This window comes from Empedobacter sp. UBA7611, from assembly GCF_002484365.1.
Taxonomy (GTDB): Bacteria; Bacteroidota; Bacteroidia; order Flavobacteriales; family Weeksellaceae; genus Empedobacter; species Empedobacter falsenii_B.
Genome location: NZ_DLJR01000009.1, coordinates 1 through 26,253, shown reverse-complemented (window position 1 = coordinate 26,253; position 26,253 = coordinate 1). Strand labels below are relative to the sequence as shown.

At 31.9% G+C, this 26,253-nt stretch carries 19 protein-coding genes and 1 pseudogene; 9 read left to right on the top strand and 11 right to left on the bottom strand.

From position 1 onward, the window contains the following. Window positions 1-238 precede the first annotated feature (238 nt). Window positions 239-1,531 (top strand): serine hydrolase domain-containing protein, encoded by a 1,293-nt coding sequence (locus tag B3R94_RS01185; RefSeq protein WP_114999787.1) that lies wholly within the window; start codon window positions 239-241, stop codon window positions 1,529-1,531. 52 nt (window positions 1,532-1,583) lie between these two features. On the opposite strand, the gene B3R94_RS01180 is transcribed toward B3R94_RS01185, so the two are convergent. The 5 genes from B3R94_RS01180 to B3R94_RS01160 all read right to left on the bottom strand — a co-directional run bounded on the left by B3R94_RS01180 (window position 1,584) and on the right by B3R94_RS01160 (window position 8,728). Beyond that, the gene (locus tag B3R94_RS01180; protein ID WP_125350542.1) at window positions 1,584-2,405 is read right to left on the bottom strand and encodes a hypothetical protein; all 822 of its coding nucleotides are present in this window, start codon (window positions 2,403-2,405) and stop codon (window positions 1,584-1,586) included. 138 nt (window positions 2,406-2,543) lie between these two features. After that, window positions 2,544-5,720, bottom strand: a complete 3,177-nt coding sequence (locus tag B3R94_RS01175; RefSeq protein ID WP_291098074.1) for an efflux RND transporter permease subunit — start codon at window positions 5,718-5,720, stop codon at window positions 2,544-2,546. 13 nt (window positions 5,721-5,733) lie between these two features. Further along, entirely contained in the window at window positions 5,734-6,804 is a 1,071-nt protein-coding gene (locus tag B3R94_RS01170) for an efflux RND transporter periplasmic adaptor subunit (protein ID WP_291098073.1), read from the bottom strand. A gap of 12 nt (window positions 6,805-6,816) precedes the next feature. Continuing rightward, the gene (locus B3R94_RS01165) at window positions 6,817-8,130 is read right to left on the bottom strand and encodes a TolC family protein (RefSeq protein ID WP_219034224.1); all 1,314 of its coding nucleotides are present in this window, start codon (window positions 8,128-8,130) and stop codon (window positions 6,817-6,819) included. A gap of 7 nt (window positions 8,131-8,137) precedes the next feature. Continuing rightward, entirely contained in the window at window positions 8,138-8,728 is a 591-nt protein-coding gene (locus B3R94_RS01160; RefSeq protein WP_280037077.1) for a TetR/AcrR family transcriptional regulator, read from the bottom strand. Window positions 8,729-8,871: 143 nt separating this feature from the next. Between B3R94_RS01160 and B3R94_RS01155 the strand changes: the two genes are divergently transcribed. From B3R94_RS01155 to dinB, 4 genes are all read left to right on the top strand, one after another. Then, the gene (locus B3R94_RS01155) at window positions 8,872-9,849 is read left to right on the top strand and encodes a YpdA family putative bacillithiol disulfide reductase (RefSeq protein WP_291098068.1); all 978 of its coding nucleotides are present in this window, start codon (window positions 8,872-8,874) and stop codon (window positions 9,847-9,849) included. A 39-nt stretch (window positions 9,850-9,888) separates the two neighbouring features. Next, on the top strand, window positions 9,889-10,593 hold the full coding sequence (locus tag B3R94_RS01150; RefSeq protein WP_291098065.1) for a class I SAM-dependent methyltransferase: 705 nt from the start codon (window positions 9,889-9,891) through the stop codon (window positions 10,591-10,593). A 142-nt stretch (window positions 10,594-10,735) separates the two neighbouring features. Continuing rightward, entirely contained in the window at window positions 10,736-13,003 is a 2,268-nt protein-coding gene (locus B3R94_RS01145; RefSeq protein WP_291098062.1) for a cation:proton antiporter, read from the top strand. 18 nt (window positions 13,004-13,021) lie between these two features. Next, window positions 13,022-14,101 (top strand): DNA polymerase IV, encoded by a 1,080-nt coding sequence (gene dinB, locus B3R94_RS01140; protein WP_291098059.1) that lies wholly within the window; start codon window positions 13,022-13,024, stop codon window positions 14,099-14,101. Between the two features lie 368 nt (window positions 14,102-14,469). Here dinB and B3R94_RS01135 read toward each other — a convergent pair whose 3' ends face one another. The 6 genes from B3R94_RS01135 to B3R94_RS01110 all read right to left on the bottom strand — a co-directional run bounded on the left by B3R94_RS01135 (window position 14,470) and on the right by B3R94_RS01110 (window position 22,191). After that, entirely contained in the window at window positions 14,470-17,058 is a 2,589-nt protein-coding gene (locus B3R94_RS01135) for a T9SS-dependent M36 family metallopeptidase (protein WP_291098056.1), read from the bottom strand. Between the two features lie 125 nt (window positions 17,059-17,183). Continuing rightward, window positions 17,184-18,071: a Ppx/GppA phosphatase family protein gene (locus B3R94_RS01130; RefSeq protein WP_291098053.1), complete on the bottom strand. Its 888-nt coding sequence runs from the start codon at window positions 18,069-18,071 to the stop codon at window positions 17,184-17,186. Then, window positions 18,061-20,127, bottom strand: coding sequence for a polyphosphate kinase 1 (gene ppk1 / locus B3R94_RS01125; protein ID WP_219034771.1), 2,067 nt, complete (start codon window positions 20,125-20,127; stop codon window positions 18,061-18,063). The genes B3R94_RS01130 and ppk1 overlap by 11 nt, the downstream gene beginning before the upstream one ends. Then, a complete protein-coding gene (locus tag B3R94_RS01120; RefSeq protein WP_291098050.1) occupies window positions 20,124-20,609 on the bottom strand; it encodes a SixA phosphatase family protein in 486 nt (161 codons plus the stop codon). Before B3R94_RS01120 ends, ppk1 begins: the two co-directional genes overlap by 4 nt. Before the next feature lie 92 nt (window positions 20,610-20,701). After that, on the bottom strand, window positions 20,702-21,133 hold the full coding sequence (locus tag B3R94_RS01115; RefSeq protein WP_280061708.1) for an acyl-CoA thioesterase: 432 nt from the start codon (window positions 21,131-21,133) through the stop codon (window positions 20,702-20,704). Between the two features lie 23 nt (window positions 21,134-21,156). After that, window positions 21,157-22,191 (bottom strand): AI-2E family transporter, encoded by a 1,035-nt coding sequence (locus B3R94_RS01110; protein WP_291098046.1) that lies wholly within the window; start codon window positions 22,189-22,191, stop codon window positions 21,157-21,159. Window positions 22,192-22,304: 113 nt separating this feature from the next. Here B3R94_RS01110 and B3R94_RS01105 point away from each other — a divergent pair, with 113 nt between their 5' ends. The 4 genes and pseudogenes from B3R94_RS01105 (at window position 22,305) to B3R94_RS01090 (ending at window position 26,198) form a co-directional block, all read left to right on the top strand. Next, a complete protein-coding gene (locus B3R94_RS01105) occupies window positions 22,305-23,324 on the top strand; it encodes an isoaspartyl peptidase/L-asparaginase family protein (RefSeq protein ID WP_114999768.1) in 1,020 nt (339 codons plus the stop codon). A 37-nt stretch (window positions 23,325-23,361) separates the two neighbouring features. Next, window positions 23,362-24,144: a hypothetical protein gene (locus tag B3R94_RS01100; RefSeq protein ID WP_114999766.1), complete on the top strand. Its 783-nt coding sequence runs from the start codon at window positions 23,362-23,364 to the stop codon at window positions 24,142-24,144. An 84-nt stretch (window positions 24,145-24,228) separates the two neighbouring features. Beyond that, window positions 24,229-24,804, top strand: coding sequence for a hypothetical protein (locus tag B3R94_RS01095; RefSeq protein ID WP_125348839.1), 576 nt, complete (start codon window positions 24,229-24,231; stop codon window positions 24,802-24,804). A 129-nt stretch (window positions 24,805-24,933) separates the two neighbouring features. Beyond that, window positions 24,934-26,198, top strand: a pseudogene (locus B3R94_RS01090) (acetyl-CoA hydrolase/transferase family protein). The last annotated feature ends 55 nt before the right edge of the window (window positions 26,199-26,253 follow it).

Genomic DNA, 26,253 nt, shown 5'->3' with positions numbered 1-26,253 from the left:
TAACAAGGGGAAGATTACAAAACATTTTAATTTTTACTACAGAAATGATTAGACGATGATGATTTGCTGATTAAAACAAAGCAACAGCAGGTACTTTGTGGTTAACGACTCGGGAGGAATTTCGCGAAAGCGGAATTATTAGTATACGTTAAAATAAAAAAGTTTAAAATGGTTTTCGTAAATTTGAGAAGCAAGCTTCTCCTCTACTTCATTTATCAACCAAATAGATAGTACAACTATGAAAAAAATATTAGTTTGTTTAATTTTAGTGATGACGCAAATGAGTTATGGACAACAATTTTTGACTGCAGAACAATCGGATCCAAAGAATTTTAATTGGATAAAAGGGTTTCCACCTGCAAAAGAAGATATTTTGTCCGCTATAGATGGTAGCTTTTTTAACTTTCCAGCTTTACGATATAGCGTTTGTCATATGCGCGAATTTTTCCCAACTGTAAATGTCGCTTCGGCACAAGAAAACAGATATACTTGGAAAACTAAATTGGATCAATCCATTGATAATGTGACTTTCACTCCTTTAGAAAGTAAAAAAACTATGACATGGAAAGAATCTTTGCAAAAAAATTATACCGATGGAATTATTGTTTTACACAAAGGTGCTATTGTTTATGAGAATTACTTTGGAGAACTAAACAAAAATGGAACTCATGCCTTGATGTCTGTGAGTAAAACCTTGACAGGAACTTTAGGCGGAATGTTAGTTGCCGAAGGTATTCTAGATGAGAATAAAAAATGTAGTGATTATATTCCTGAATTGAAAACCTCAGCTTTTGGTGATGCTACGATTCGTCAAGTTTTGGATATGACAACTGCTTTGCAATATAGTGAAGATTACAGCGATCCGAATGCTGAAGTGTGGGCTTTTTCGGCTGCTGGAAATCCTTTTCCTAAACCTGCTAATTATAATGGACCTACAAATTATTATGATTATTTGAAAACAGTCAAGAAAAATGGTAAACATGGTGAAGCTTTTGGTTATAAAACGGTGAATACTGATGTGATGGGTTGGATTATTACAAAAGTATTGAATAAACCTTTGGCTCAAATTCTATCTGAAAAATTTTGGGAACCATTGGGAACAAACTTTGATGGATATTACCAGATTGATGGTGCTGGAATTGCTTTTGCAGGAGGTGGTTTTAATGCAAACCTTCGAGATTTAGCGATGTTTGGAGAAATGATAAGAAACAATGGTTACTTTAATAATCATCAAATTTTGCCTAAAAAATTGGTTGAGGAAATCAAAAAAGGAGGAAATCAAAAAGCTTTTGAAAAGGCAAATTATAAACTTCTAAAAGGCTGGAGCTACAAAGATATGTGGTGGGTAACGAATAATGAGCATCAAGCATTTATGGCGCGTGGCGTTCATGGTCAAGCGATTTATGTTGATCCAAAAGCGGAAATGGTTATTGTGCGATTTGCTTCCAATCCGGTTGCATCGAATAGTGCGAACGACCCGTATTCGTTACCAGCTTATCATGCTGTTGCAAAATATTTATTGACTAAATAACAAAAAGCTCAACTAATGTTGAGCTTTTATTTTATATGATAATTTGTTCGAATTAATCTTCTGATTCTTCTACTTCCGATTGTAAGCCTTCTCCAAATTCACTTAAAGCTGAATTTAATGAAATCTCTGTACAATACTTAGATCCTAAATCTAATCCTTTTTGTAAAAACTCTTCCGCTTTTTCCTTTTCTCCTGTAAAATAGTAATACGTATAAAATAATCCGTATCCATCTGGATTTCCTAAATCTAATACACGTTGGGCCAATTGCTGTAACTCTTTATTAGGTTTTAATTTCAACTCTTCTGTTGCACTTAATGTCTCGAAAACACCACCAGATTGTTCAGCAAATTTATAGGCAAAAACTACTTTACAACTTTCATCAAAACCTTCTTTACACAATTTTGCATTTGCAGCTTCATTTTCTTTTAATTTTTTAATTAAACTTTCTTCATCAAAATCAAATAAATAGCTTGCATTATTTTTAAAATTGATATCATAATTCTGAGCCATCCAATTTGCACGTTGTGCTAATTTAGAATCTGATTGAGGTTTATTTTCGAAAGATTTCAAATTTGATTTATACACTTTTTTATCCACCCAATCTGAAATTCCTTTTAATTGATTTTTCTCTTTTTTGAAGATAAAAACCGTTTTTTCGACAAATATTATAACCGAATCATTGCGTTCTGTAAATTCGTAACCAACCTCATCAAATTCACCGATTGTTACTCTTCCTTTTCCATCAAATTTCAATGGATTATATAATTCATCTTTTGCTTTTGTTGTAAAAACGCCTTCTAACGTATTAGTCGCTTGTTGAGCAAAAAGTGCTGACACCATAAAGAATGTTGTCAATAAAAATAGTTTTTTCATTTTTTAGAAAGTCTCAATTAATATTACGCCAAAAATAAACGTTTTAATTCGTCTAAAACTCACTAATTATAGTTAAAAATTAAAAAAGTCGCTCCAAATATAGAGCGACTTCAAGTATTAAATATCTAAAACGAAAGATTACTCTTCCCATTCTTCTTTTATTTGTCGCGCTTCATAATCTGCAACCATTTCTGCTTCATAATCTACTTTTTCTCCTTTTGAGAATCGACGAATTGCACTATCGAATAATGAATAAACCACAGGAACAATAATTAAGGTTAGGAATAATGAGGAAACCAATCCACCGATAATTACCCATGCCAAACCGTTGTTCATCTCTGCTCCTGCTCCTTCTGCTAATGCAATTGGAATCATACCAAAAACCATGGCGATAGTTGTCATTAAAATTGGACGAAGACGTGCATGATTGGCTTGTACCAAAGCATTGTGCGTTGTTTCGCCAGCTTCTTTTCTATGATTTGTAAAATCGACCAATAAAATCGCATTTTTACACACCAAACCAATCAACATAATCATTCCGAGAATCGTGAAGATATTCAATGAATTATTTGTTAATGCTAAAACTACGAAAACTCCGATTAAAGATAATGGAATCGAAAACAAAACCACGAAAGGATAAATAAACGAGTCGTACAAAGCAACCATTACCAAATAAACCAAGATAATTGCAGCTAATAATGCATAACCTAATGTACCAAAACCTTCGGATTGATTTTCTTCATCTCCACCCCAAACATAAGAAACACCAGTTGGTTTCTTATTGTCAATTTTCTTCAAACTTTCCTTGAAATCAGTTACAATATCACCCGTTGTACGACCAACCGATTGTGCTTGAACCGTTACAGAAGGCGTTTTATCACGACGCTCTAAGAAACTTGGACCTGAACTTTGCATAACCGTTGCAAATTGATCTAATCGAATTTGTTGTCCTTTATCATTTACAAAAATTAAGCTACGAACATCATCAATATTCGAACGATTAAAATCATTGTACTGAATATTAATATCATATTCGTATTCACCCGCTCTAAATTTACCATCTGTATTTCCAGAGAAAGCAGTTTGCATGGTTAAACCAACTGTTTGTAAATTCAATCCTAAAGCAGACATTTTATCACGGTCAACTTGCACATTAATTTCAGGATTTCCGGCTTCTGTCGTTAATTTCACTTCCGAAGAACCCTTAATTTGTTCTAATTCGTGTTTTGCTAATTCAGCAAATTTCATGGCGCTTTCTAAATTTGGACCTGTCACAACCAACGCTATTGGCGCTTGTTCCGCTCCAATCAAACCAACTGGAACAGTTTTAACCTTAGCACCAACTAATTCTTTTTCTAATTCGCGTTTTACTTTTGCCGCATAAATATATGAATTGTCTTCACGCTCTGATTTATCATTTAAAATAACGTCTATTTCTGCTTTATAAGCTGTTGCTTGTGCTGCTCCAAATCCTTCGGAACTTTGACCAACAGTTGTAATCATATCAACAACTTCTTTTTTATCACGTAAAAACTTTTCTGCTTTTTGCGTCATAAAATTTGATTCCTCTATTGTTGCATCTTTTGGTAACTCTATTTGAACTAGGAATTCACCTTTATCTGTTTTAGGGAGGAATTCACCACCGATATATTTTCCTCCCATTAAGATAGCAATTGTTCCGAATAAAAGAATGAAAACTCCAATAAAAACACCAATTCTTCGAACAGTTGATTTTAAACACCATTCTAACATATCAGAAATGAAGTGGGTAAATTTCATTAATTGTTTTTCGAACCAAAGAATAAATTTTTCGAAAATATTTTTCCCCGTGATATGTTCTAATTTTCCGAAACGAGATGACAACCAAGGTACAATCGTAAACGACGACAATAAGGATAATAAGGTTGCGATAACTACGGTAACACAGAATTGAGAAATAATGTTAGAAACCAAACCTGTACTCATTGCAATTGGTAAGAAAACCACAACAATTACTAATGTAATCGCAGTTACGGTAAATCCAATTTCTTTTGCTCCGTCGTATGATGCTCTAATTTTCGATTTTCCCATCTCCATGTGGCGATAAATATTTTCTAAAACTACAATTGCATCATCCACTAGAATACCAACAACTAACGACAAACCAAGAAGCGACATTAAGTTTAGAGTATATCCCATTAAATACATCCCAATAAATGTAGCTATTAATGATGCTGGAATAGATACCATTACAATAAACGCATTACGAATACTGTGCAAAAACAATAACATTACTACAGCAACTAAAACAACAGCTAGAACCAAATCAAAAATTACGTGATCAGCAGCAGCTAATGTAAAATCTGAAGTATCATTAACTATTTGAATTTTTAATCCCTCTGTTTTGTAATCTTCTTCTACTTTTTTTATTGTTGTTCGCATTAATTCAGAAACTGCAACAGCATTTGCATCTGATTGTTTTACAACCTGAACAATAATCGCAGAACTCTGATTAACACGTGCAATTTTTTCTACTTCTTTCTGAGAATCTTGCACAAAAGCAACTTCCGATAAACGAACTTGAATTCCATTATTCGAAGAAATTACCAAATTATTTAATTCATCAACTGATTTATATTTTCCAGAAAGACGAATAATTGTAGAGTTTTCACGTGTTTTTACACTTCCTGTTGGGAAATCTAAATTTGAACTTAAAATAGCTTGCTGAACTTGAGGAACAGATAAGCCATAACCTTTCAATTTTAAGGGGTCTATACTAACCTGAATTTCTCTTTCTTGCCCACCAATCAAATTTACTTGTGCTACACCATTTACACGAGATAAAACGGGTTCTATTTTTTTATCTAATAAATCATACAATGCCTTATCTGTTAATTTATCAGAAGTAACACCAGCTGTAATAATAGGTAAATCACTTAACGAGAATTTCGTCAACGAAGGCGGATCTACATCATCTGGTAAATCTTTCTCGATTGCATTTATTTTACGTTGAGCATCATTTAAAGCTAAATCTGCATCTGCTCCGGCATTTAAAGTAACAGATACAACAGATAAACTTTCATATGATTTTGATTCAACTTTTTTTACATTTTCCAATGCTGCAACAGCATCTTCAATCTTTTTGGTAACAGAATTTTCAACTTCGTTTGGAGAAGCTCCAGGATATACTGTTGAAATTGTTACAACATTTGTTTCGAATTTTGGGATTAATTCATATCCCATTTGCGTATAACTAAACAATCCTCCTAAAATCAATATCGTGAATAACACGATAATCATCGATGGACGTTTAATTGATATTTCTGCTATTTTCATGGAAAAACTACTCTTATTTTACAACTTTCACTTTCGTTCCATCTTTCAGATTAATCTGACCACTTGTTACGATTTCAGCTCCATCTTTTAATCCGCTGATAATTTCAACTTCAGTTCCAACCGTTTTCCCAATCACAACTTTCGTTAATTTTGCTGTATTATTTTCAACCACGAAAACTTGTCCAGAACTAATTCCATTTACGAAAGCATTTGCTGGAACAACCAATACATTTTTACCTGCATTTACATCATCTTTTGTCGAGAATACTGCCGTTCCGTACATACCAGCTTTTAAACCAGAATTATTCGAAACCTGAATTTCCACAGGGAAATTTAATGAAGCATCTGCTTTAGGCGCGATAAAAGAAATTTTTCCTGCAAATTCTTGATCTGGAAAAACACTCGCCAACACTTTGTTTGTTTGACCAACTTTAAGATTGACAACCTCAGCTTCTGTTACTGTAACTTGTAATTTTAATTTTGACACATTAACGATATCAAACATTTGAGAACCTGGTGCTACAACAGATCCTGGCTCTATGTAACGTTTGTTGATTACACCAGAAATTGTAGCTTTTACATTCGTATCACGCACACGTAAATTTTGCGCAGAAACCGCTGCTCTTGCATTTTTTAATTGCAAACGCGAATTATCTAATTGTTGCTTTGTTACACCGCCTGTTTTATACGCATTTTCGTAACGTTGATTATCAACAATTGCATTTTGAAGATTATTTTGTGCTTGCGTAACATCAACTTCAATCGCATCTTTTTTGATTGTCGCCAATGTTTGACCAACAGAAACATAACTCCCTTCATCAACCAAAACACGTACAATTCGACCAGAAATTTCCGAAGGAAAACTCATTTCCTGAAATGGCGCAAACGTTCCGTTTGACGTATAATCTGTATTTAAGCTTTCGTATTTTGCTTTAATTGTATTTACCACAACCTCATCGTTACTAGCATTTACAATCGCAACTTCCTCTTCTTGCTTCGCTTTGTTATTTTTGATGATGTAAACTGCTCCACCAATCAAGCCAGCAGCAATTAATATATAAAGTAAAGTTTTTACTGATTTCATAAATCGGTTCTATTATTGAATTAATATTTTTAAATCTCCTTTTGCTTTGATTAATGCGATTTCGGCAATTTTATATTCTAACAAAGCATTTGAGTAATTATTTCTAGCATCTGTCAACGCATTTTCAGCGTCTAAAATTTCTGTCAAATTAGCTAAACCTTGTTGGTAATTATTTTGTGTATTTGCAAGTACTTTTTCTGCCAACGATACATTTTCTTCTTGAATATCGACACTTTTTAACGCATTTTCTATTTGCGCTTTTGCATTTTGATATTCCAAACTCAAACCAAGTTTTGTGTCATTCATTTGTTCTTCGATATCCAACAAATCAATTTCAGCTTGATTTATTTTTGCTTTTGTAGCTCCTCCAGAAAAAATCGGAACTTTTACACTCAAGCCAATCGAAGCTAAATCTGACCATGTATAAGTTTTTGAAGTAATAAATTTTTCACCAAAACCTTGCAATCCATAATTACCAGCCAAACCAACAGTTGGATAAAGATTTGCACGTTCAGCTTCTTTTGCAAAACCTAACAATTCTTTTTGTTTTGACAATACTTTAAATTCTGTTCTATTTTCTACATTAATTTGATCTTCTAACAAAACTAAATTCGGTGTGATTGTTTCTTCTGTCAACGTAATTGGCTGTTCTATTGGATAACCCATATAAAATTTCAATGCATTCTTGTTAATTTCTACTGCATTTACCAATTGTTGGCGAGATGAAGATATGTTATTTAATTGTACAACTATTCGGTCTAAATCAATAGGCTTTGCCAATCCATTATCCACTAAACTTTTGATAACATTGCGAACTTTATTCGTGTTTTCGTAACTTTTATCAATTGTTTTTAATTTCTCTTCTTGAATAAAAACTTGATAATACGCATTCGCTACTCGCTCTATAATTTGTTCATCTGTTAAATCCGCATTAATTTGGTAAAATTCACGTGTAGATTTTGCTGCTTTAAGTCCTGTAAAAACACGCTGATCAAAAATATTTTGATTAACCGTAACTCCCAAACTCGAATTCCATGGTTGTCCCATTTTAATGATAGTTGTTTGCCCTCCCATTGTCAGTGCAGTTTCTTGCACAATTGGATTATACTGTAATCCTGCATTTGCACTAACCTGTGGCAAAGCTCCTGCTCTAGCTTCATCAATTTTATATTCTGCTTTTTTGATAGCCAAATTCGCACGTTTAGCATCAGCTTTATTTTCTAATGCAAAATTTACTGCATCTTTAAGTGCAATAATTTCTTGGGCATTAGCAGAACTCATCAACGCTACAATCGCTATAGAAAGTAATTGTTTTAACCTTTTCATTGATATATTAATTATTAAAAAGTGTATTGAGAATAATTTCTTTTCGATCAGAAAGAATACGTTTGAAATCTTCGTCGCTCAATTTCAAATCCAATTGAAGTAGCGGACGAATTGTAAATGGATAATTAACCAATGAAATCATGTTTAACAAAAACTGAAGTGGCTCCATCTTTTTAATCGTTCCTTTTTCCATTTCTTCCTCTAATCTTTCGTAAAAAACATTTACAACTACATCTAAATCATCTTTCATTAACTTAGAACACATTGTATTATTTTTATTCATTTCGGTAACGATGTAAGTTTCCAAATATGGATACTTGATTGATGTTGCAATAGAATCCTCTATAAATTCGCCAATCATTTCTTTGATATCACGATTTCTATCAAAAATAGCACGCGATTTTTCATTACTTACTCGCGTAGCTTCTTCGTAAATAATACTAATTAAATTGTTTCGCGATCTGAAATAATAATTAATCATCGTTCTATTCACTTTCGCTTCATCAGCTATTTCTTGCGTTGTTGCATGAAATCTACCTTCACCAAAAAACATTCTTTTCGCTGTTTCTTTGATTAATTCTTCTGTATCGTCTTTCATATCTGTGCGGCTTTTTTATTTTGACAAAATTGTCAAACAAAATTATTAATATATTTCGTTAATCCAAATAGTTAAACATTATTTTTATAAAAATTGGTGAAAATCATAAAGATTACCGAACTGATTATCCGTAAATTTGCTTGATGAAAGAACAATATGATTTGATAATTGTAGGTGCTGGGCCAATTGGTTTGGCTTGTGCAATAGAAGCGAAAAGAAACAATCTTTCTTATTTAATTATTGAAAAAGGTGCTTTGACAAATAGTTTGTACAACTATCCTTTGTATATGACATTTTTTTCGACTGCCGAACGATTAGAAATTGGAGAAATTCCATTCAATTGTATTGCGCCAAAACCTGGTCGACAAGAGGCGTTAGAATATTATCGAAACATTCATAAATATTTCAAATTCAATCTAAATCTATACGAAGAAGTTGAAACGATTAATAAAGTTGAAACAAATCATTTCGAAGTTAAAACATCAAAAAATAACTATTCAACTAACAATATAGTCCTTGCAACTGGTTTTTATGACATTCCAAACTTAATGAATATTGAAGGTGAAAATTTGCCAAAAGTTCATCATTATTACAAGGAAGCTCACCCTTATTCTTTTCAGAACGTAGTGGTTGTTGGAGCGAATAATTCTTCTGTTGATGCAGCTTTAGAATGTTATCGAAAAGGTGCCAATGTAACAATGGTGATTCGTGGCGAAGGTTTTACGCATCGACTAAAATATTGGGTTCGTCCTGATATCGAAAATCGAATTGCAGAAGGAAGTATCAAAGCTTATTTCAACTCAAATATTACATCGATTGACGAAAATCAAGTTCATATCCAAACGCCAGAAGGTGATATCTCAATTGAAAATGATACTGTTTTAGCCTTAACAGGTTATCATCCGAATTTCAATTTTTTGGAAAATTGTGGTATAACTTTCAGTGATGATGAATTGAAAACGCCTACTTACAATCCCGAAACGATGGAAACAAATGTAGATGGTTTATATTTGGCAGGCGTTGTTTGTGGCGGGATGTTGACGAATATTTGGTTTATTGAAAATTCGCGCGTACATGCAGAGCAAATTGTTGAGGCAATTTTAGCAAAAAATAATAAATAAAAGTTTCTGTATTAATCAGAACATAAAAATAAAAATAACATGAAAGACCTTTTCGGACAGGCAATTTTAGATTATCAAACCAATCATTCGCCCGAAGATCTCTATACCGAAACATCAATTTCAGAGTTGGATGTGATGCCAATTGATTATCTTTTTCGAAAGTATGATGATATGCCAATTTTGGAACAAAAAGCATTAGATTTATCAAAAGGAAAAATATTGGATGTAGGTTGTGGAGCGGGTTCTCATTCACTTTATTTGCAAGAAAAAAGTTCAGATGTTTTAGCGATTGATATTTCTCCAAAAGCGATTGAAGCTTGTTTGTTGAGAGGAATTAAAAATGCAAAAGTTCAGAATTTCCTTGAAATCAATGAAGCTGAGAAATTTGATACGATTCTATTTTTGATGAATGGAACTGGAATTTTTCAGAATTTAGTTTTAATCAATGTTTTCTTGGATAAAATTAAAAATTTATTAACCGAAAATGGTCAAGTTTTGATTGATGGAACCGACATTATTTATATGTTTGATGAAGACGAAGATGGTGGAAAATGGATTCCAAGTAATGGAAATTACTACGGTGAGTTAGATTTTACGGTTCATTATAAAGGTGAGCAAGAAGAACCTATTCAATGGTTGTATTTGGATTTTGATACGTTAAAAAATGCGTGCGAATATCATAAACTAAAATGTACAAAAATAAAAACCGAAGGAGATTCTTATTTAGCAAAAATATCATTATAAAAAATTCATACTATTAAATACAAACTCACTAATTCAGATAAATTAGTGAGTTTTTTATTATGAGAAATTAAAATTTAATCGAATATTAAGCAGTATTTTATCCATTAAAAAACATTAAATTAGTAAAAAATAAACGCAATTTATGGAAGAACACCTGCCAAAACTTATTACCGATCTTGGATTAATTCTATGTGTAGGCGCTGTGACGACGCTTATTTTCAAACGTATCAACCAACCTCTTGTTTTAGGTTATATTATTGCTGGTTTTTTAGTTGGACCACATTTCGAATATATTCCATCTGTTGCAGAAGAACATAATGTGGAGATTTGGGCAAAAATTGGTGTTATATTTCTACTTTTTAGTCTTGGATTAGAATTTAGTTTCAAAAAATTGCTCAATGTTGGTGGCTCTGCCTCCATCACTGCAATTGTTGAAATTATTTGCATCGTAACCGTTGGTTATTTTGTTGGTCGATTTATGAATTGGTCTACAATGGACAGTATTTTCCTCGGCGGTTTATTAGCCAGTTCTTCTACAACCATTATTATTAGGGCGTTTGATGAATTAGGTTTAAAACGAAAAAAATTCGCGAATGTCGTTTTCGGAATTTTAATTGTAGAAGATATTGTGGTCATTTTATTGATGGTTATGCTTTCTACAATGGCTGTTAGCCAGCATTTTAACGGAGCAGAAATGATTAATTCTTTCGTTAAATTAGGTTTCTTTTTAGCGGTTTGGTTTATTGGAGGAATTTTTATTATTCCAACTTTTTTACGTTCTATCAAAAATTATTTAGATGATGAAACCTTATTAATTATCTCAATTGGATTATGTCTTGGAATGGTTTACATTGCTGATAGCGCAGGTTTTTCGATAGAATTAGGTGCTTTTGTAATGGGTTCTATTTTAGCTGAAACTGTTTATGCCGAAAAAATTGAACATAATTTTCAATCTGTAAAAAATCTGTTCGCAACAATTTTCTTTATTTCTATTGGAATGATGATCGATCCCGTTTCGATGTATGAACACAAATGGGCAATTTTGATTGTGACCTTGTTGACGATTTTCGGAAAGTTAATTTTTACCACTTTAGGTGCTATAATTTCAGGACAACCGCTAAAACAATCCGTACAAGTAGGAATGAGTATGGCACAAATTGGTGAATTTGCTTTCATCGTTGCTGGTTTAGGACTTTCTCTTGGTGTAACAAGCGACTTCTTGTTTCCTGTTGCAGTCGGTGTTTCAGCAATTACAACATTTACAACACCTTATTTAATTAAATCATCGGACAAAGTTTATACTTTATTGGAAAAAATTCTTCCGCAAAAATTCATTCAAGGTGTTGAAAATTATTCATCTGATACTCAACATATTCAAAATGAAAATAAATGGAATAAAATCATCAAACAAACCGTTTCGACAATTTTTATCAATGGAATAATCATTATCGCCATCACATTGATTATCAAAAGCTACGTTTTATTCTTATTAACCGATTGGTTTACCTATTTTGGTGCAAGTTTGGTCAGCCTTACATTGACATTTGTATTGTGTATTCCATTTATTTGGGCAATTATTGGAAATCGACCAAAAAGAGAAATTATTAGAGAGTTTTGGGATGAATCTAATTACAATCGTGCACCAATTATTGCGATTATTTCTATCCGTTTAACTTTAGTTGTAGTTGCTGTAATCTTTATTTATAATCAATTTTTCTCAAGTACAATTGCCTCAATTATTTTGGTTATTGGATTATTGATTACCATGTATTTTCTTTCAAAATATTTCAATCAATTTTACAATTATATTCAAACAAAATTCATTTATAACTTAAATGAACGTGAAATTTTGACTAAAAAAATTGAAGAGAAAAAGAAACAAGATAAATTTCAATATACTTGGGATAACACTCATATTTCCGATATGATTGTTCCACAAAATGCGAATTTTATAGGTGTTACTTTGGGTGAATTGGATTGGCGAACAAAATTTCAGATCAATATTGCCTATATCAAACGTGGGGACCGAATCATTCAGACTCCAAATTCTGAATCAGTTTTATATCCTTTCGATAAAATTGGAATTATTGGAACGGATGAACATATTCAACGATTTGAGAAGTATTTGCAAATTATTGGTGAAACTCCTCCAGAAAATAATGATCTTAAAAATACAGATAACTTTACGTTGGATAAAGTAGTTATTCCAAATGATTTTTGTGTTTTGGAGCATAAATCGATTGGTTGGGTAAAAGATACGGCAAAAGGAATTGTGGTTTCGATAGAGCGAGATGGTAAAATGATTCATAATCCTGATCGAAATGTAGCGATTGAATTGGGAGATTATTTGACAATTGTTGCCGATAAGAAAAACTTAAAAAACTTTATTCAGGAGTATCATTTAAAATAAAGCGAGTAATTTTGCAAAATGCAGCGTAAGATTATTCACATCGATATGGACGCTTTTTTTGCTTCTGTTGAACAACGAGATTTCCCCGAATTAAGAGGAAAATGCATTGCTGTTGGCGGAAATGAAGAACGTGGTGTGATTGCGACAGCCAGCTACGAAGCCAGAAAATATGGCGTCGGCTCAGCAATGTCTTCGGTTGTTGCAAAACGTAAATGTCCGCAATTAATCTTTGTAAAACCTCGATTTCAAGTTTATAAAGAAGTTTCAAATCAAATTCGTGAAATATTTCTTGAATATACTGATTTGGTTGAACCTTTATCTTTGGATGAAGCTTTTTTGGATGTAACAATTAACCATAAAAACATCGAAATTGCAACTGATATAGCAAACGAAATCAAACAAAAAATAAAAGAACGAACAAATTTGACTGCTTCAGCAGGTGTTTCGTTCAATAAATTTTTAGCTAAAATTGCTTCGGACTATAACAAACCTGATGGACTTTATGTGATTACACCTAAAATGTCTGAAAGTTTTATTGATCAATTACCAATCAAAAAATTTCATGGGATTGGAAAAGTAACTGCCGAACGTATGCAAATGATGGGTATTCATACAGGTTTAGACTTGAAGAACCTAGAATTAGAAAAACTCTTACGCGAATTCGGAAAATCTGGTAAATACTATTACAATATTGTAAGAGGATTAGATTTTAGAGAAGTCAATCCAACTCGATTGCGAAAATCATCTGGTTCAGAAACAACTTTTAGCAAAGATTTAGAAACATTAGAAGAAATGCAAATCGCTTTATTTCCACTAATGGAAGATGTTTGGAACTTTTCCTTAAAAACATCAATTTATGGAAGAACAATAACTGTAAAAATAAAACACAATGATTTTTCGGTTACTACAAAAAGTAAATCAGCTTCATTTCCAATTAAAAATAGAGACCTTTTTGATCAAATTTGTTATGATTTATTAACTGAAGGTTACTCCTCAGAAAAACCTGTTCGACTATTAGGTGTTGCTATTTCAAATTTATCCAATAATCAAAAAAAATTCGGAACTCAACTCGAAATTCCTTTTAGAGAAACTATATAAATTCTTTAAACAATTTTATAAATTCCGAAATAATAAAATTTAAACAACTGATTTAAAATAAATTAACAATGTTTTAAATCAATACATTTTGTTTACTACTTAGATTTATTTTTTACTACCTGTAGACACTTTGATGATAGTCTACATTTTTTAGTTTAGTATTTATTCAAGACATTTGAATCAACAAACAACATCGTTTGTAATGCTTTTAAGATTACTAACCAACAACCAAACTAAAAAGCTATTTTGATAAATCTAACCAGTTTATCAAAACAACCTAAACCGATATTACTTATCTAAACCAAATTAAAAAATCCATCTCAAAAATTGAGATGGATTTTTAGTTTTATTTATTTTGAAACTAAAATTTAGTTTTTAATCAATTTTTTTGTAATAGTTCCATTATCTGTTTCAAATTTTAAGATGTAAATACCTTTTGGTAAATTATCAGTGGAAACTGTTCCTTTTTGACCATCAAATTTTACATTAGAAGTTGAAACAACTTTACCTGTCATATCAACAATATCAACTTTGATATCATTTTTAATAGATTTATCAACAATGTAAACTACATCCTTAGCTGGATTAGGATACATTTGGAAAGTAGATTGTTTAACATCAGAAGTAGCTAGTTTACATTCTAACTCTTCAACTGGTGGCATATCAAAAGCTTCTGTTCCATCTGTTCTACTGTTAGAACTTCCTTGTTTAGCGCTATAACCTAAACCACGAGCTGAAAATGCTTCCCAAATCTCACACTTATTAACTCCATTATTTAATTGTTCGTCAGCTTTAAGAATAGCATCACGTCCATCTACAAATCCTGGAGAACAAGGTTGTAATTTAAGACCTGTCATTACTAATTGTATAGCCATATTATTACCAGCTTTACCATTATATAAATCTGGAGAGAAACCATATTTATTAACCATTTTCCAGTTTAAATCCCAAAGCATAGAAGCCCATACGTAACCAGTATTGTGAGGAGAATCTGAATCACCATAAGTTTTTAAGAACCCATATCTAGCAGGATTAACTGTCATATCAGTCGAATAAACTGTAGGACGAATTCCAACACCTTCTTTCTTTTCACCTACAGCAAATGTTCCTATTCCTCTTTTAGTAGTACTTATATCAGATGGCAATTGAGTAATCATCAATCCAAAGAAATCAGACCAACCTTCACCCATTTGTTCAAGATTATTCAAACAGTTAGCATTTGTGATTGGACCAGTCAAGCGATTAGAAATTCCATGTCCATATTCATGTGCAATAATTCCGTTGTCTAAACTTCCATCAATAAATGATTCATCTGGTTTTAATAAAGATCCATTAACGACTACTTTATTTTGCAATTCTTGCATAATTGCATCTCCATCTGCTTTACTAATAGAAATTGCTGGAATTGTAATTGTTGTATCATCTCCAGACATATTAATCATCCCATCTACATTATTTACAATAATAGCAGCTTTAGCTCCAGCATTCTGAGCATTTTTTACTTTTATAGCAAATGAACAATCTCCACGGTATATAATTGCTATCTTATCATTTACTTCTGCAGCATTTGTGATTGTCCCACAACCATCATAAGGCGTACCTGTTGTTTCACTTTTTACAATTAAGGCAAGATCTCCAGTTAAAGCAGTAGAAGTTAATGTACCTCCCCAAGTAGGAACAGTAGCTTGATAACTACCAGCTATGTTAGCAGGACTATTAATAATTAATGGTTCTGGAGTTTTATTCCATAAGTACATTGCCATTCTTGGAGATCTTCCGTCTGCAGGTGTAGCAAAAGTAGCATTGTTAGTGTACCCTAACGACACTCCTGTTTGTGCCAAGGCTACAACATCATCATTACCTGTACCTCCTTTATCAAAATTGACTTTTTGAAAATTTCCATTTGCTTCTGTAAAACCATAATTATAGAAAATGTCATGCATCATATTGTTCATATAGAACAAATTTGTAGTAGCAGCTTCCCAATTTGTATAAGGATGATTATCTAGATTCATAGGGAAATCAAAATTCAGATCATTTCCTCCATCAGCATAATCAGTATCTTTGATTGTTACTCTATTTAATATAGAATTATAAGTCTGATATCCTTTAGAGTCATGATCTCTAACAGCTCTTACATTGTTTCCTTCTGTTCTTGTTTTTACAGTTGATTCTGCTGTGTTATGCCAACCATTCGGTGATGCAGTTGCATTTGAAACAGAAAGATCAGCAAATGATCTTCCTCCACGATTAGGAGCTTCTAAAGGTAATTGGTAAACATTGTATTGTGGTGATGCTACATTTTTAACATCTGCATATAACCAATCCCAATCAGCTTTATTAAATGTAGCTAAATTCTCATTATGAAAAGCTCCATGATCAAAACCACAGCTTAATGTGTTGTTATGTTTTTCTAAAATTGCACCATTCATTGCGTTAACAATAACATGAATGATATCATTATGGTTATCTTTTACCAATTGATAACTAAATGCATAACTTAAAATTGCTTGGTTTTGTTCATTAATATAATAAACCAATTCTGAAGAATCATCTTTCGAAAAATATACGCCATTTTGGTCTATTTCTGAATCTGAAAAAGATTTTAATCCTTCTGATTGAGCTACTTTATTTAAAGCCTCGTTAAAATTTAAAGATGGAGAAATATCTGCATTCTTTAATGATATATTAAAATTTTCTGATGAAGTTTTAGAAATAACCTGTTTATCCTTTATTATATATGTTGAATAACTGTTATAAATTGGAATACCTTGGAAAGTTCTTTGTGTGTAAACCCTTTGATTAAGATCATCATTGATTGTTTGAGCAAATTTGTACTCAACATTACCTGCTATTGCCTTTGCTTCATAATTATCTACAATTTGCTCTGCCGTTTGGGCATAAGCAGACATAGATAAAAGAAACGCAGAAAATATCAGCGTTAAATTTTTCTTCATTATATATTGTATTAATTAATTGAGAAACTAAATTAAGTAATACATTTTAAAGAAAAAATTTGTATTTTATAATCGATTTAACTAATATAAAAGGCCAGACTAATCTGACCTTATAATAGAAGTATTTATTTTTCTAAATCTTTATATACTTTTCGAATAATTCCGTCCGAAAGTCCAATTTTCGGAACATGAATTTTCTTTGCATGCGACCATTTTAGTACATTGTTGTAAATTTCCATGGCATAAACCACTACATCAGCACGGTCGGGTTTCATATTGAAATTCTGCATACGTTCTTCAGCAGTCATCGTTTGTAAAATTTGATAATGTTTTTTGACATAAACACTACTCAAAGGCATTCCCAGTTTTACGCCTGAATATTTGTATACATGGTTAATATTTCCACCAGAACCAATTAATTCGACTTCATCATCACCAATGTTTTCGTGAATCCATTGTTTCATTTCGTTAAAAGTATTTGGTGAAACTTTATTTTCCAACAAACGTACAGTTCCTACTTCAAAGGATTTTGACGTAAAAACCTTATTATCTTTTAATAACGTTAATTCGGTACTACCACCACCAACATCTACATACAAATAGATTTTTTCGTCTTGTATAAAATCACCTAATTCAGTATTAAAAAGTAATTCAGCTTCGGTTTTTCCATCAATAATTTCGATGTTAATTCCAGATTTTTTCATCACTTTTTTTACAACATCTTTTCCGTTTTTTGCTTCGCGCATGGCAGAAGTTGCATAAGCTTTATAGATTTCAATATCATAAACCTTCATCATTAATGCATAAGACAACATAGCATCACAAATACGATTTATATTTGTTTCGGAAATTTGTCCATCAATAAAAACGTCGTGTCCCAAACGAATTGGCATCCTCACAATACTGGTTTTATTAAAAATTGGCGCACGACCTTCTTTTTCGTAAACATAATTAATCAACAATCGCATGGCGTTAGATCCAATATCTATTGCTCCTAATTTTCTAATCTTCATTTTCTTGTTCGTTTAATTTTTTAAAATATTCGTAGGTCGTAAACTGAGAGCGGTTTGGTTTTTTATTATTTCGTTTGTATTCCAAAGAAGATTCAGCCGTTATTTGGCGACCTTTTACGTTATCTTCAAAACTCAAATTAAACGTATCCATAACAATTTTTTTGAATTTATGATCGTAAATCGGACACGCAACTTCCACACGATTATCCAAATTACGTTCCATCATATCTGCCGATGAAATATAAACTTTGTCATCGCCCGCATTCTTAAACCAATACACACGTGGATGTTCCAAAAATTTATCAATAACGCTGACACATTCAATATTTTCGGAAAGATTTTTAACTCCAGGAATCAAACAATTTATTCCACGCACAACCAAGCGAACTTTTACTCCTTTTTGAGAAGCTTTGTACAATAAATCAATGATTTGTTTATCGCTTAAACTGTTCAGTTTCATATTGATTTCTGCAGGTAAACCAGCTTGATGATTTTTGATTTCTCGTTTAATCATCTTGACAATTTTTTTACGTGTTCCATAAGGTGAAACCAATAAATGATTGTACGTTAAGTTCAAGTAATTAGCTCCAAAAAATTTAAAAATCTGTTCAACATCCTTTGTTATTCCCGGATTAGTTGTGAAATATGTATAATCTGTATAAATTTTTGCTGTTCCTGCATGAAAATTTCCTGTACTGATAAACACATATTTCTGTGCCAACATTCCTTCTGGTTTACGTTCGATATAACCAATTTTTGAATGTACTTTCAGTCCCGGAACTCCAAAAATAACATTCACACCAGCTTCTTGCAATTTTTTCGACCACATCGCATTATTGGATTCATCAAATCGCGCACGAAGTTCCAAAACAGCTGTTACTTCTTTTCCGTTCATCGCTGCGTTTATCAACGAATGCATCACTTGCGAATCCTTTGCAACACGATAAATTGTAATTTTTATTTTGGTTACTTTAGGATCAATTGCAGCTTCTCGAAGAAATTTTAACAACAAAGAATAATCGTGATAAGGCGCCATCATCATTTCCTCATTTTCCGTAAAAGCCTGAAAATAACTGTTATATTCAAAAGGTTTTTTCTGAATAATTGGTTTTATTTTTTCGTACGTTAAATTTGGAATGTCAAAGCTTGGAAAGCTCATCAAATCTCGTTTGTTGTGATATTTTCCTCCCGGATTGATACTATCATATTCATCTAATCGTAATTTTTTCAAGAAAAATTTCAACGTATCTGGTGCAATTTCAGCATCATAAACTAATCGGACAGGAACACCTTTTTTACGATTTTCTAAACTATTGATGACTTTTTCTAATAAACTATGTTCTAAATCGTTATCAAAATCAAGTTCGCTATCTCGTGTAATTTTGATGGAATGTGCTTCAATTGTTTCGAAATCAAACATTTTGAAAATATCTTTCAAATGAAAACGAATAATGTCTTCCAAATACATGACATACGTATTTTGATCATACTTTGGAAGCACAATAAAACGCGAAAATAAATGCGTTGGAACAATCAAAAGTGCATATTGAACTTTGTCTTTTAATTGCATTTTCACCGCTAAATAGAACGATCCATCGCGTAAAGGCGGTGCTTTTTTAATATCATCTAAAATAAAAACTCCAACCGTATGAATAAATTCGTTGTAAAAATATTCGGAAATAAATTCTAAATAATTCTCAGGAATCGATGTATCATCTATCACAAAAATATTGTGATTCTCTAATTCTTTGAATAATTGATTATGCAAATCATCGTACTGGACTCGCTGCTGACGCACAATTTCATTGATTTCATCGATCAATTCTTCGTCCGTTTGATCTGGTACAATATTTTGATAAACAATTTCTACATCTTTGAACTGTATCGAGCGCAAAATTGTAGAATATCGAACCGAATAAAATTCATCTAAATTGTTCGAATAAATTCCTAAAAAACGAATTCGTTCTAACAACGGAACTGTTTCGTCAGAAGCCTCTTGCAACACGCGCGCATTGAAAGAAAGCCAACTGATTTCGCGGTTTATATATTTTTTCATTTAATTTCTTTAGGTAAAATTATTTTTATAGTTTTTCCTTTTTCTATTGATTTCCAATTATCCGAATCAAACTGTATCCAGACAAATCCAGAAGTCGAAAGATTGTAAATCATTTCATTTCCTAACTGATTGGTAATATCTGTAAACGCAGGATTATGTCCAAAAATAAGAACATTTTGTAATTCATTGTCTAAATTTCTAATCCATTTATCCAATAAATAATGCGAAAACGTATACAAATCATCTTCGATATGAATGGTTTGATTGGGAAACAAAATAGGTTTGACAAGTTGAGAAGTTTCTTTTGCTCGAACTGCTTTACTCGAAAATATTTGATCAAATTTCAATTCAAAATTTTGATGAATATAATTTGCTACTTTCTTCGTTTTGAATTCACCAATCTCTGTGATAGAACGAAATTGATCTGAAACATTTTCGTTCCATTTACTTTTTGCATGACGCATTAAAAACAAATTTTTCATAACGCAACGAGTTTAAAAAGAAAAAGTAGTTAAATCTAATCATTATCTAATGAAAAGACTTAACTACTGTTGTATTTTTTTAGGATTATTTTCTAAAGATTACCTTCGTAATTCTTAAAATCATTTTTTACCCAATCTGGCAATTCCATTGATTTTTTCTCTTCCATATCGTACATCACTTGCGTACTTTTTCCGATACAATGAATAACATCTTCGCCATTTTCGCTTTTACTTGTGACAATATATTCGAAATCGAAACTCTTGTTTCCTAATTTTGATACACGCACACCAATACGAGGTTCTATCGCATTTGGACGTAATTCTTTTTGGTAACTTGCTTCCATATGCGCAATAACAAACATGTGACGCGTCCAATGCCATTTTTTGCTCGAAGCCATCATATAATAAGCTCTACCAGTCTGAAAATATTCGAAATAAAATACGTTATTTACATGACCAATTGGATCAAAATCGCTCCAACGTTGTTCTAAAGGCTTAAAGAATTTAAAGTTTTCTATACTCATTTTTAATTGGTTTTTAATAATAATTAATCTTCTGGATTTGGATCAATAAATTCGTATTTGTACAATTTGACTAACCAAAAGAATACTGAAAATAAGATTGGTCCGAAAATAATTCCAATAAATCCGAATAAATTTATTCCAACGATTACTCCAAAAATAGTAATTAATGGATGAACATCCGCCATTTTTTTCTGTAAAACTAAACGAATCAAATTGTCTGATAATCCAACAATAACAAAACAATAAATCAATAATCCGATCGCTTGTCCTGTATCACCGATTGCTAATAAAAATAATGCCAAAGGAACGTAAATTAAGGCTGCTCCAACTACTGGTAACATCGCCGCAAAAATCGTTAGAATAAACCATGTAAAGGCATCATCAACTCCAAAAATAAGATATCCAATGTAGGCAATAATTGCTTGTAGAAAGGCTGTTAACGGCATACCTACTGCATTAGAAATGACCAAATCTTTCAAATCTTTGTTCATCTTCACTAAATTACTTGTTTTAAGCGGAATAGTTCTGTAAAACCAATTTTCAAGTTTTTGATGATTCATCAACATAAAATACAAAATAAGGAAAGCAACCCCCAACTGAACTGTCATATCCATTGAAGCATTCAGTGTTTTTTCTAATAATTTCCCTCCAACTTGAGTTATTTTTTCAATGTTAGTCGCACTAAAAACATCAATATGAAATTTGGTTTGCAACATTTCAATAATTTTATTGACATCTTTTTTAATTTGAGCTGTGTCATTTAATAGCACCATAACCTTATTCGTTAACATTTGAATTAATAAATAAAGAGGTCCTATAATTAGAATTGCACTACTAATCATTAAAAAGATTACACTTCCTAATTTGTTCCATTTTTTTACTTTAACTAACCATTGCAAAGGATTCAGGAGCAAAACGTACAAACACAAAGCACCAAGAAAACCTGGAAAAAAAGCCAATAAATTTTTGGTAATTAATCCAAAAACTAAAAGTATAATTGCAATAAAAGCTAATTGCAATAAAATGTTATTAGAGAGATAGTGTTTATTAGAGTTCATAGGTATTTATTTGTTTAATAACAGTTGTTGATATTTCGTTATCAAATTCAATGCTAAAAATAGTTAATTTCTATAAACTTTTCTATTTTTAGGCGTTGAATAAAATTTTACACATGAAAAAAATAGTTGGTTTAATCTTATCCGTTTTGACGATGACGACATATGCACAAACGAAACAAGACAAAGTTGTTTTGGTAATTCATGGTGGTGCTGGTACAATTTTGAAAAAAAATATGACACCCGAAAAGGAAAAAGCGTACCGAGATGCTTTAGCTGAATCTTTGACAAAAGGCTATGAAGTCATCAAACAAGGTGGCGAAAGTGAAAATGCGGTGATAGAGGCTATAAAAGTAATGGAAAATTCGCCTTTGTTTAATGCTGGAAAAGGAGCAGTTTTTACACATGAAGGTAAAAATGAATTAGACGCTTCGTTGATGATCGGAAATACAATGCAAGCTGGAGCTGTGGCTGGAGTTACCACGATTAAAAACCCTATTTTAGCAGCAAAAGCTGTTTTACAAAATTCTGCTCATGTGATGATGGTTGGAAAAGGAGCAGAAGAATTTGCTCAAACTCAAGGTTTAGAAATTGTTGATCCAAGTTATTTTAAAACTGAGGAACGCTGGAATTCTCTTCAAAAAGTTTTGGAAAAGGATAAAGAAAAAATGGAATTAGACCATGATGCTAAAACACAAGCGTATGTTCCATTCAATTTTGTTGACGAAAAATTTGGTACTGTTGGAGCAGTTGCTTTGGACAATAAAGGTCATATCTCGGCAGGAACTTCGACTGGTGGAATGACAAATAAACGTTTTGGTCGAGTAGGCGATTCGCCAATTATTGGTGCTGGAACCTATGCAAATAGCGAAGTTGGTGTTTCGAGTACAGGTTGGGGTGAATATTTTATAAAAGCTGTTGCGGCATATGATGTTGCGGCTTTGATGAATTACAAAAAACTTTCTTCGAAAAAAGCTGGTGAAGAGGTTATCAAAAAAATTGGTGATTTAGGTGGCGATGGCGGAATGATTATTTTAGATAAAAATGGTCAAGCAAGTTTTCCTTTTAACACTGCCGGAATGTATCGCGGAAGTATTACGCAATCAGGTAAGATAACTATCGAAATTTATCAATAAATTTGGAACACATTATTAAAATAAAGATATACAATACATGATAAAACAAATTTTACTTACAGCCACTGTTGTTCTTGCAAATTTTGCAACAGCGCAAGTAACCTCTATGATTAATGATAAAAATGTAGATGCTTCGACAAAAGTATATGGAATGGCTCCTTTAAGCGATGAAACAAAGGCTTATGAGAAATTTAATTTTATGTTAGAAAATGCTGCGGCTATACAATTAGGAAAACCAATTTTGGAGTACGGATATCAATCGTCTACTTTTCAAGCACAAGATAATGGAGTGATGATTTATATGGTAAAAGATAAGAAAATTGTCGATCAATGGTTGGTGAATCCTGCGTTGTACAATGTTTTTCACGATGGAATTCCATATTCTTATGATGCCGATAAATTAGCTGTTCTTGCTGATAAATATCCGTTGATTTATAAAGAAGAAAAACGTCAATATAAAACCGAAAAAGAATATCAAAAACAGCGTCCTGCTTTGTTTGCTGATCCTTATAATTTGATTATTACAGAGCCAGATTTTACATACGAAGGATATTTTGATGTGCAATTTCCACAAAACGAACAATTCAAAAGTTCTGAAGCTGCGATTGCTTATTTAAAACCAATTGTGGAGAAATTGACAAAAAAGAAATTTGATATTAATTATACAATTACTGAAAAAAATATTTTAGATCGTACACAATTTACAATAACAGTTGCGGGAGAAGAAAATATCTACAAAAAAATAAAATTAGATAATCTGCAAAAAGGAGATTGGCAATCATTAAGTTATGAAGCTTCGATTTTCCGAAAAGCAAATTAATAGTAAGAAAAGGTTTTTGAAATAATCAAGAACCTTTTTTTTATCCACAAAGATTCGTAATTTGAGTCTTTAACCCAAAGAAATATGAATTCTAACTTCTATAAAATATTACAACATTCAAAAGAAAATCAATCAATTATTGCCGTTTACAATGATCCCGAAGGAGACAATTTTTGGGCTGGATATATTTTAGATTTTAATGACGAATTTTTTACGATGCAACACATTTCGAAATATGGTAAAAAAGATGGAATTTTAATCGAACCTTATTTCAAAATTAGTCGAATAGATGTTGATGATTACTGCAAATGTCTCAATTATTTGAAAGAACATCACACCGATTTGGATCAAGAAAATCCAATCACATTTAATGCAACAGCAGAAGAAAATTGGGTTCGTCAAATTTTAGGCGAAATAAATGATCAAACCGAATATGTATCACGTATTCAATTAAATAACAATAGTCGTTTTGCAGGTTTTATTCGGAATTTAACTGAAGATGATTTCGAGTTAAAATGTATTGGTTCGGAAGGAACGGACGAAGGCTCTTTGTATTTTCAGATTGATGATGTTTCGTCGATTCGTGTCAATGATTTAGAAGCTCGCAGAAGGTTATTTTTTTATAATTATCGTCGTTCTATCGACTTTTTTGATGAATAATTTTTATCAAGAAAAACGCAAACTACAACTTAAATTATTAGGAATAAAATTTGATTAGATTTTGATGAAAAATATCGTTTTTTATAAAGCATCAAAGCCTTTATTTTGCACGATTATTAAAATCTACTTATGAAATATACTTCTGCAACAGAAGCTGTAAAAGAAATCAAATCTGGTGACGTGTTTACGTTCATGCAGCTGCAGTTACGCCTACATTTTTGGTGTCAGAATTATCGAAGAGAGCCCATGAATTGAGAGATGTAGAGTTTTGTCATATTCATGCAAGTGGAAATGCAGAATATGCAAATCCTGCTTATAAAGACTCTTTTTTTGTGAATTCTTTTTTCTTAGGCGCTAATGTGCGTCACACGATAAAAGAAGGAAATGGTTCGTATTTACCGATTTTCTTTAGCGAAATGGGAAAAGTTATTCGAACTCAATTGAATGTTGATGTTGTTTTAATTCAGATTTCTGAGCCAGATTCGCATGGTTATTGTTCTTTAGGGACTTCTATGGAGAATATTAGAGCGGCAATTGAGACTTCTCGTGTGGTTATTGCGCAAGTGGACAAATATATGCCACGCACATTTGGTGACGGAATTTTAGATATTTCGACTATCACGCATTTAGTAGAACATCATCAACCGTTAGATATCTTGGATAATGGAAATATTACAGATGAAGAAGCTAAAATTGGGAATTATATTGCTGAATTAATTGAAGATAAAAGTTGTTTACAATTAGGGATTGGTTCTATTCCAAATGCAGTTTTGAATAATTTGAAGAATCATAAAGGTTTAGGAATTCATACCGAATTATTTTCAGATGGAATTGTTCCATTGGTTAAATCTGGCGTGATTACAGGAGAACACAAAAAATTATTGAAAGGTAAAATTGTTTCAACTTTGGCGCATGGTTCGCAATTGTTATATGATTTTATTGATGATAATCCTGGCGTAGAAATGCGCGACGCTTCTTTTACAAATGATCCTGCGAAGATTAGTCAGAACAGTAGAATGGTTTCGATTAATTCGGCTATTGAGGTAGATGTTACGGGGCAAGTAAGTGCAGATTCTATTGGTTCGCAAATATTTTCTGGTGTTGGAGGACAAGTTGATTTTATATACGGATCATCTTTAAGTAAAGGTGGAAAATCGATTATTGCATTAACATCAACAACAGCAAAAGCTGCAAATAAAATAGTACCTTTCCTAAAACAAGGTGCAGGAATTGTGACGACAAGAGCGCATGTAAATTATATTGTAACGGAATATGGTGTTGCAAATGTATTCGGAAAAAATATTCGACAACGTGTAAAATCAATGGCTGAAATTGCACATCCAGATTTTAGAGAACAAATCGAAAAAGAATATTTTGAAGCGATTTCTTCTTAAAAATATGATATTGATAACCCGTAGTGCATTTAGTTAATATTAATTTTTAAGTTGT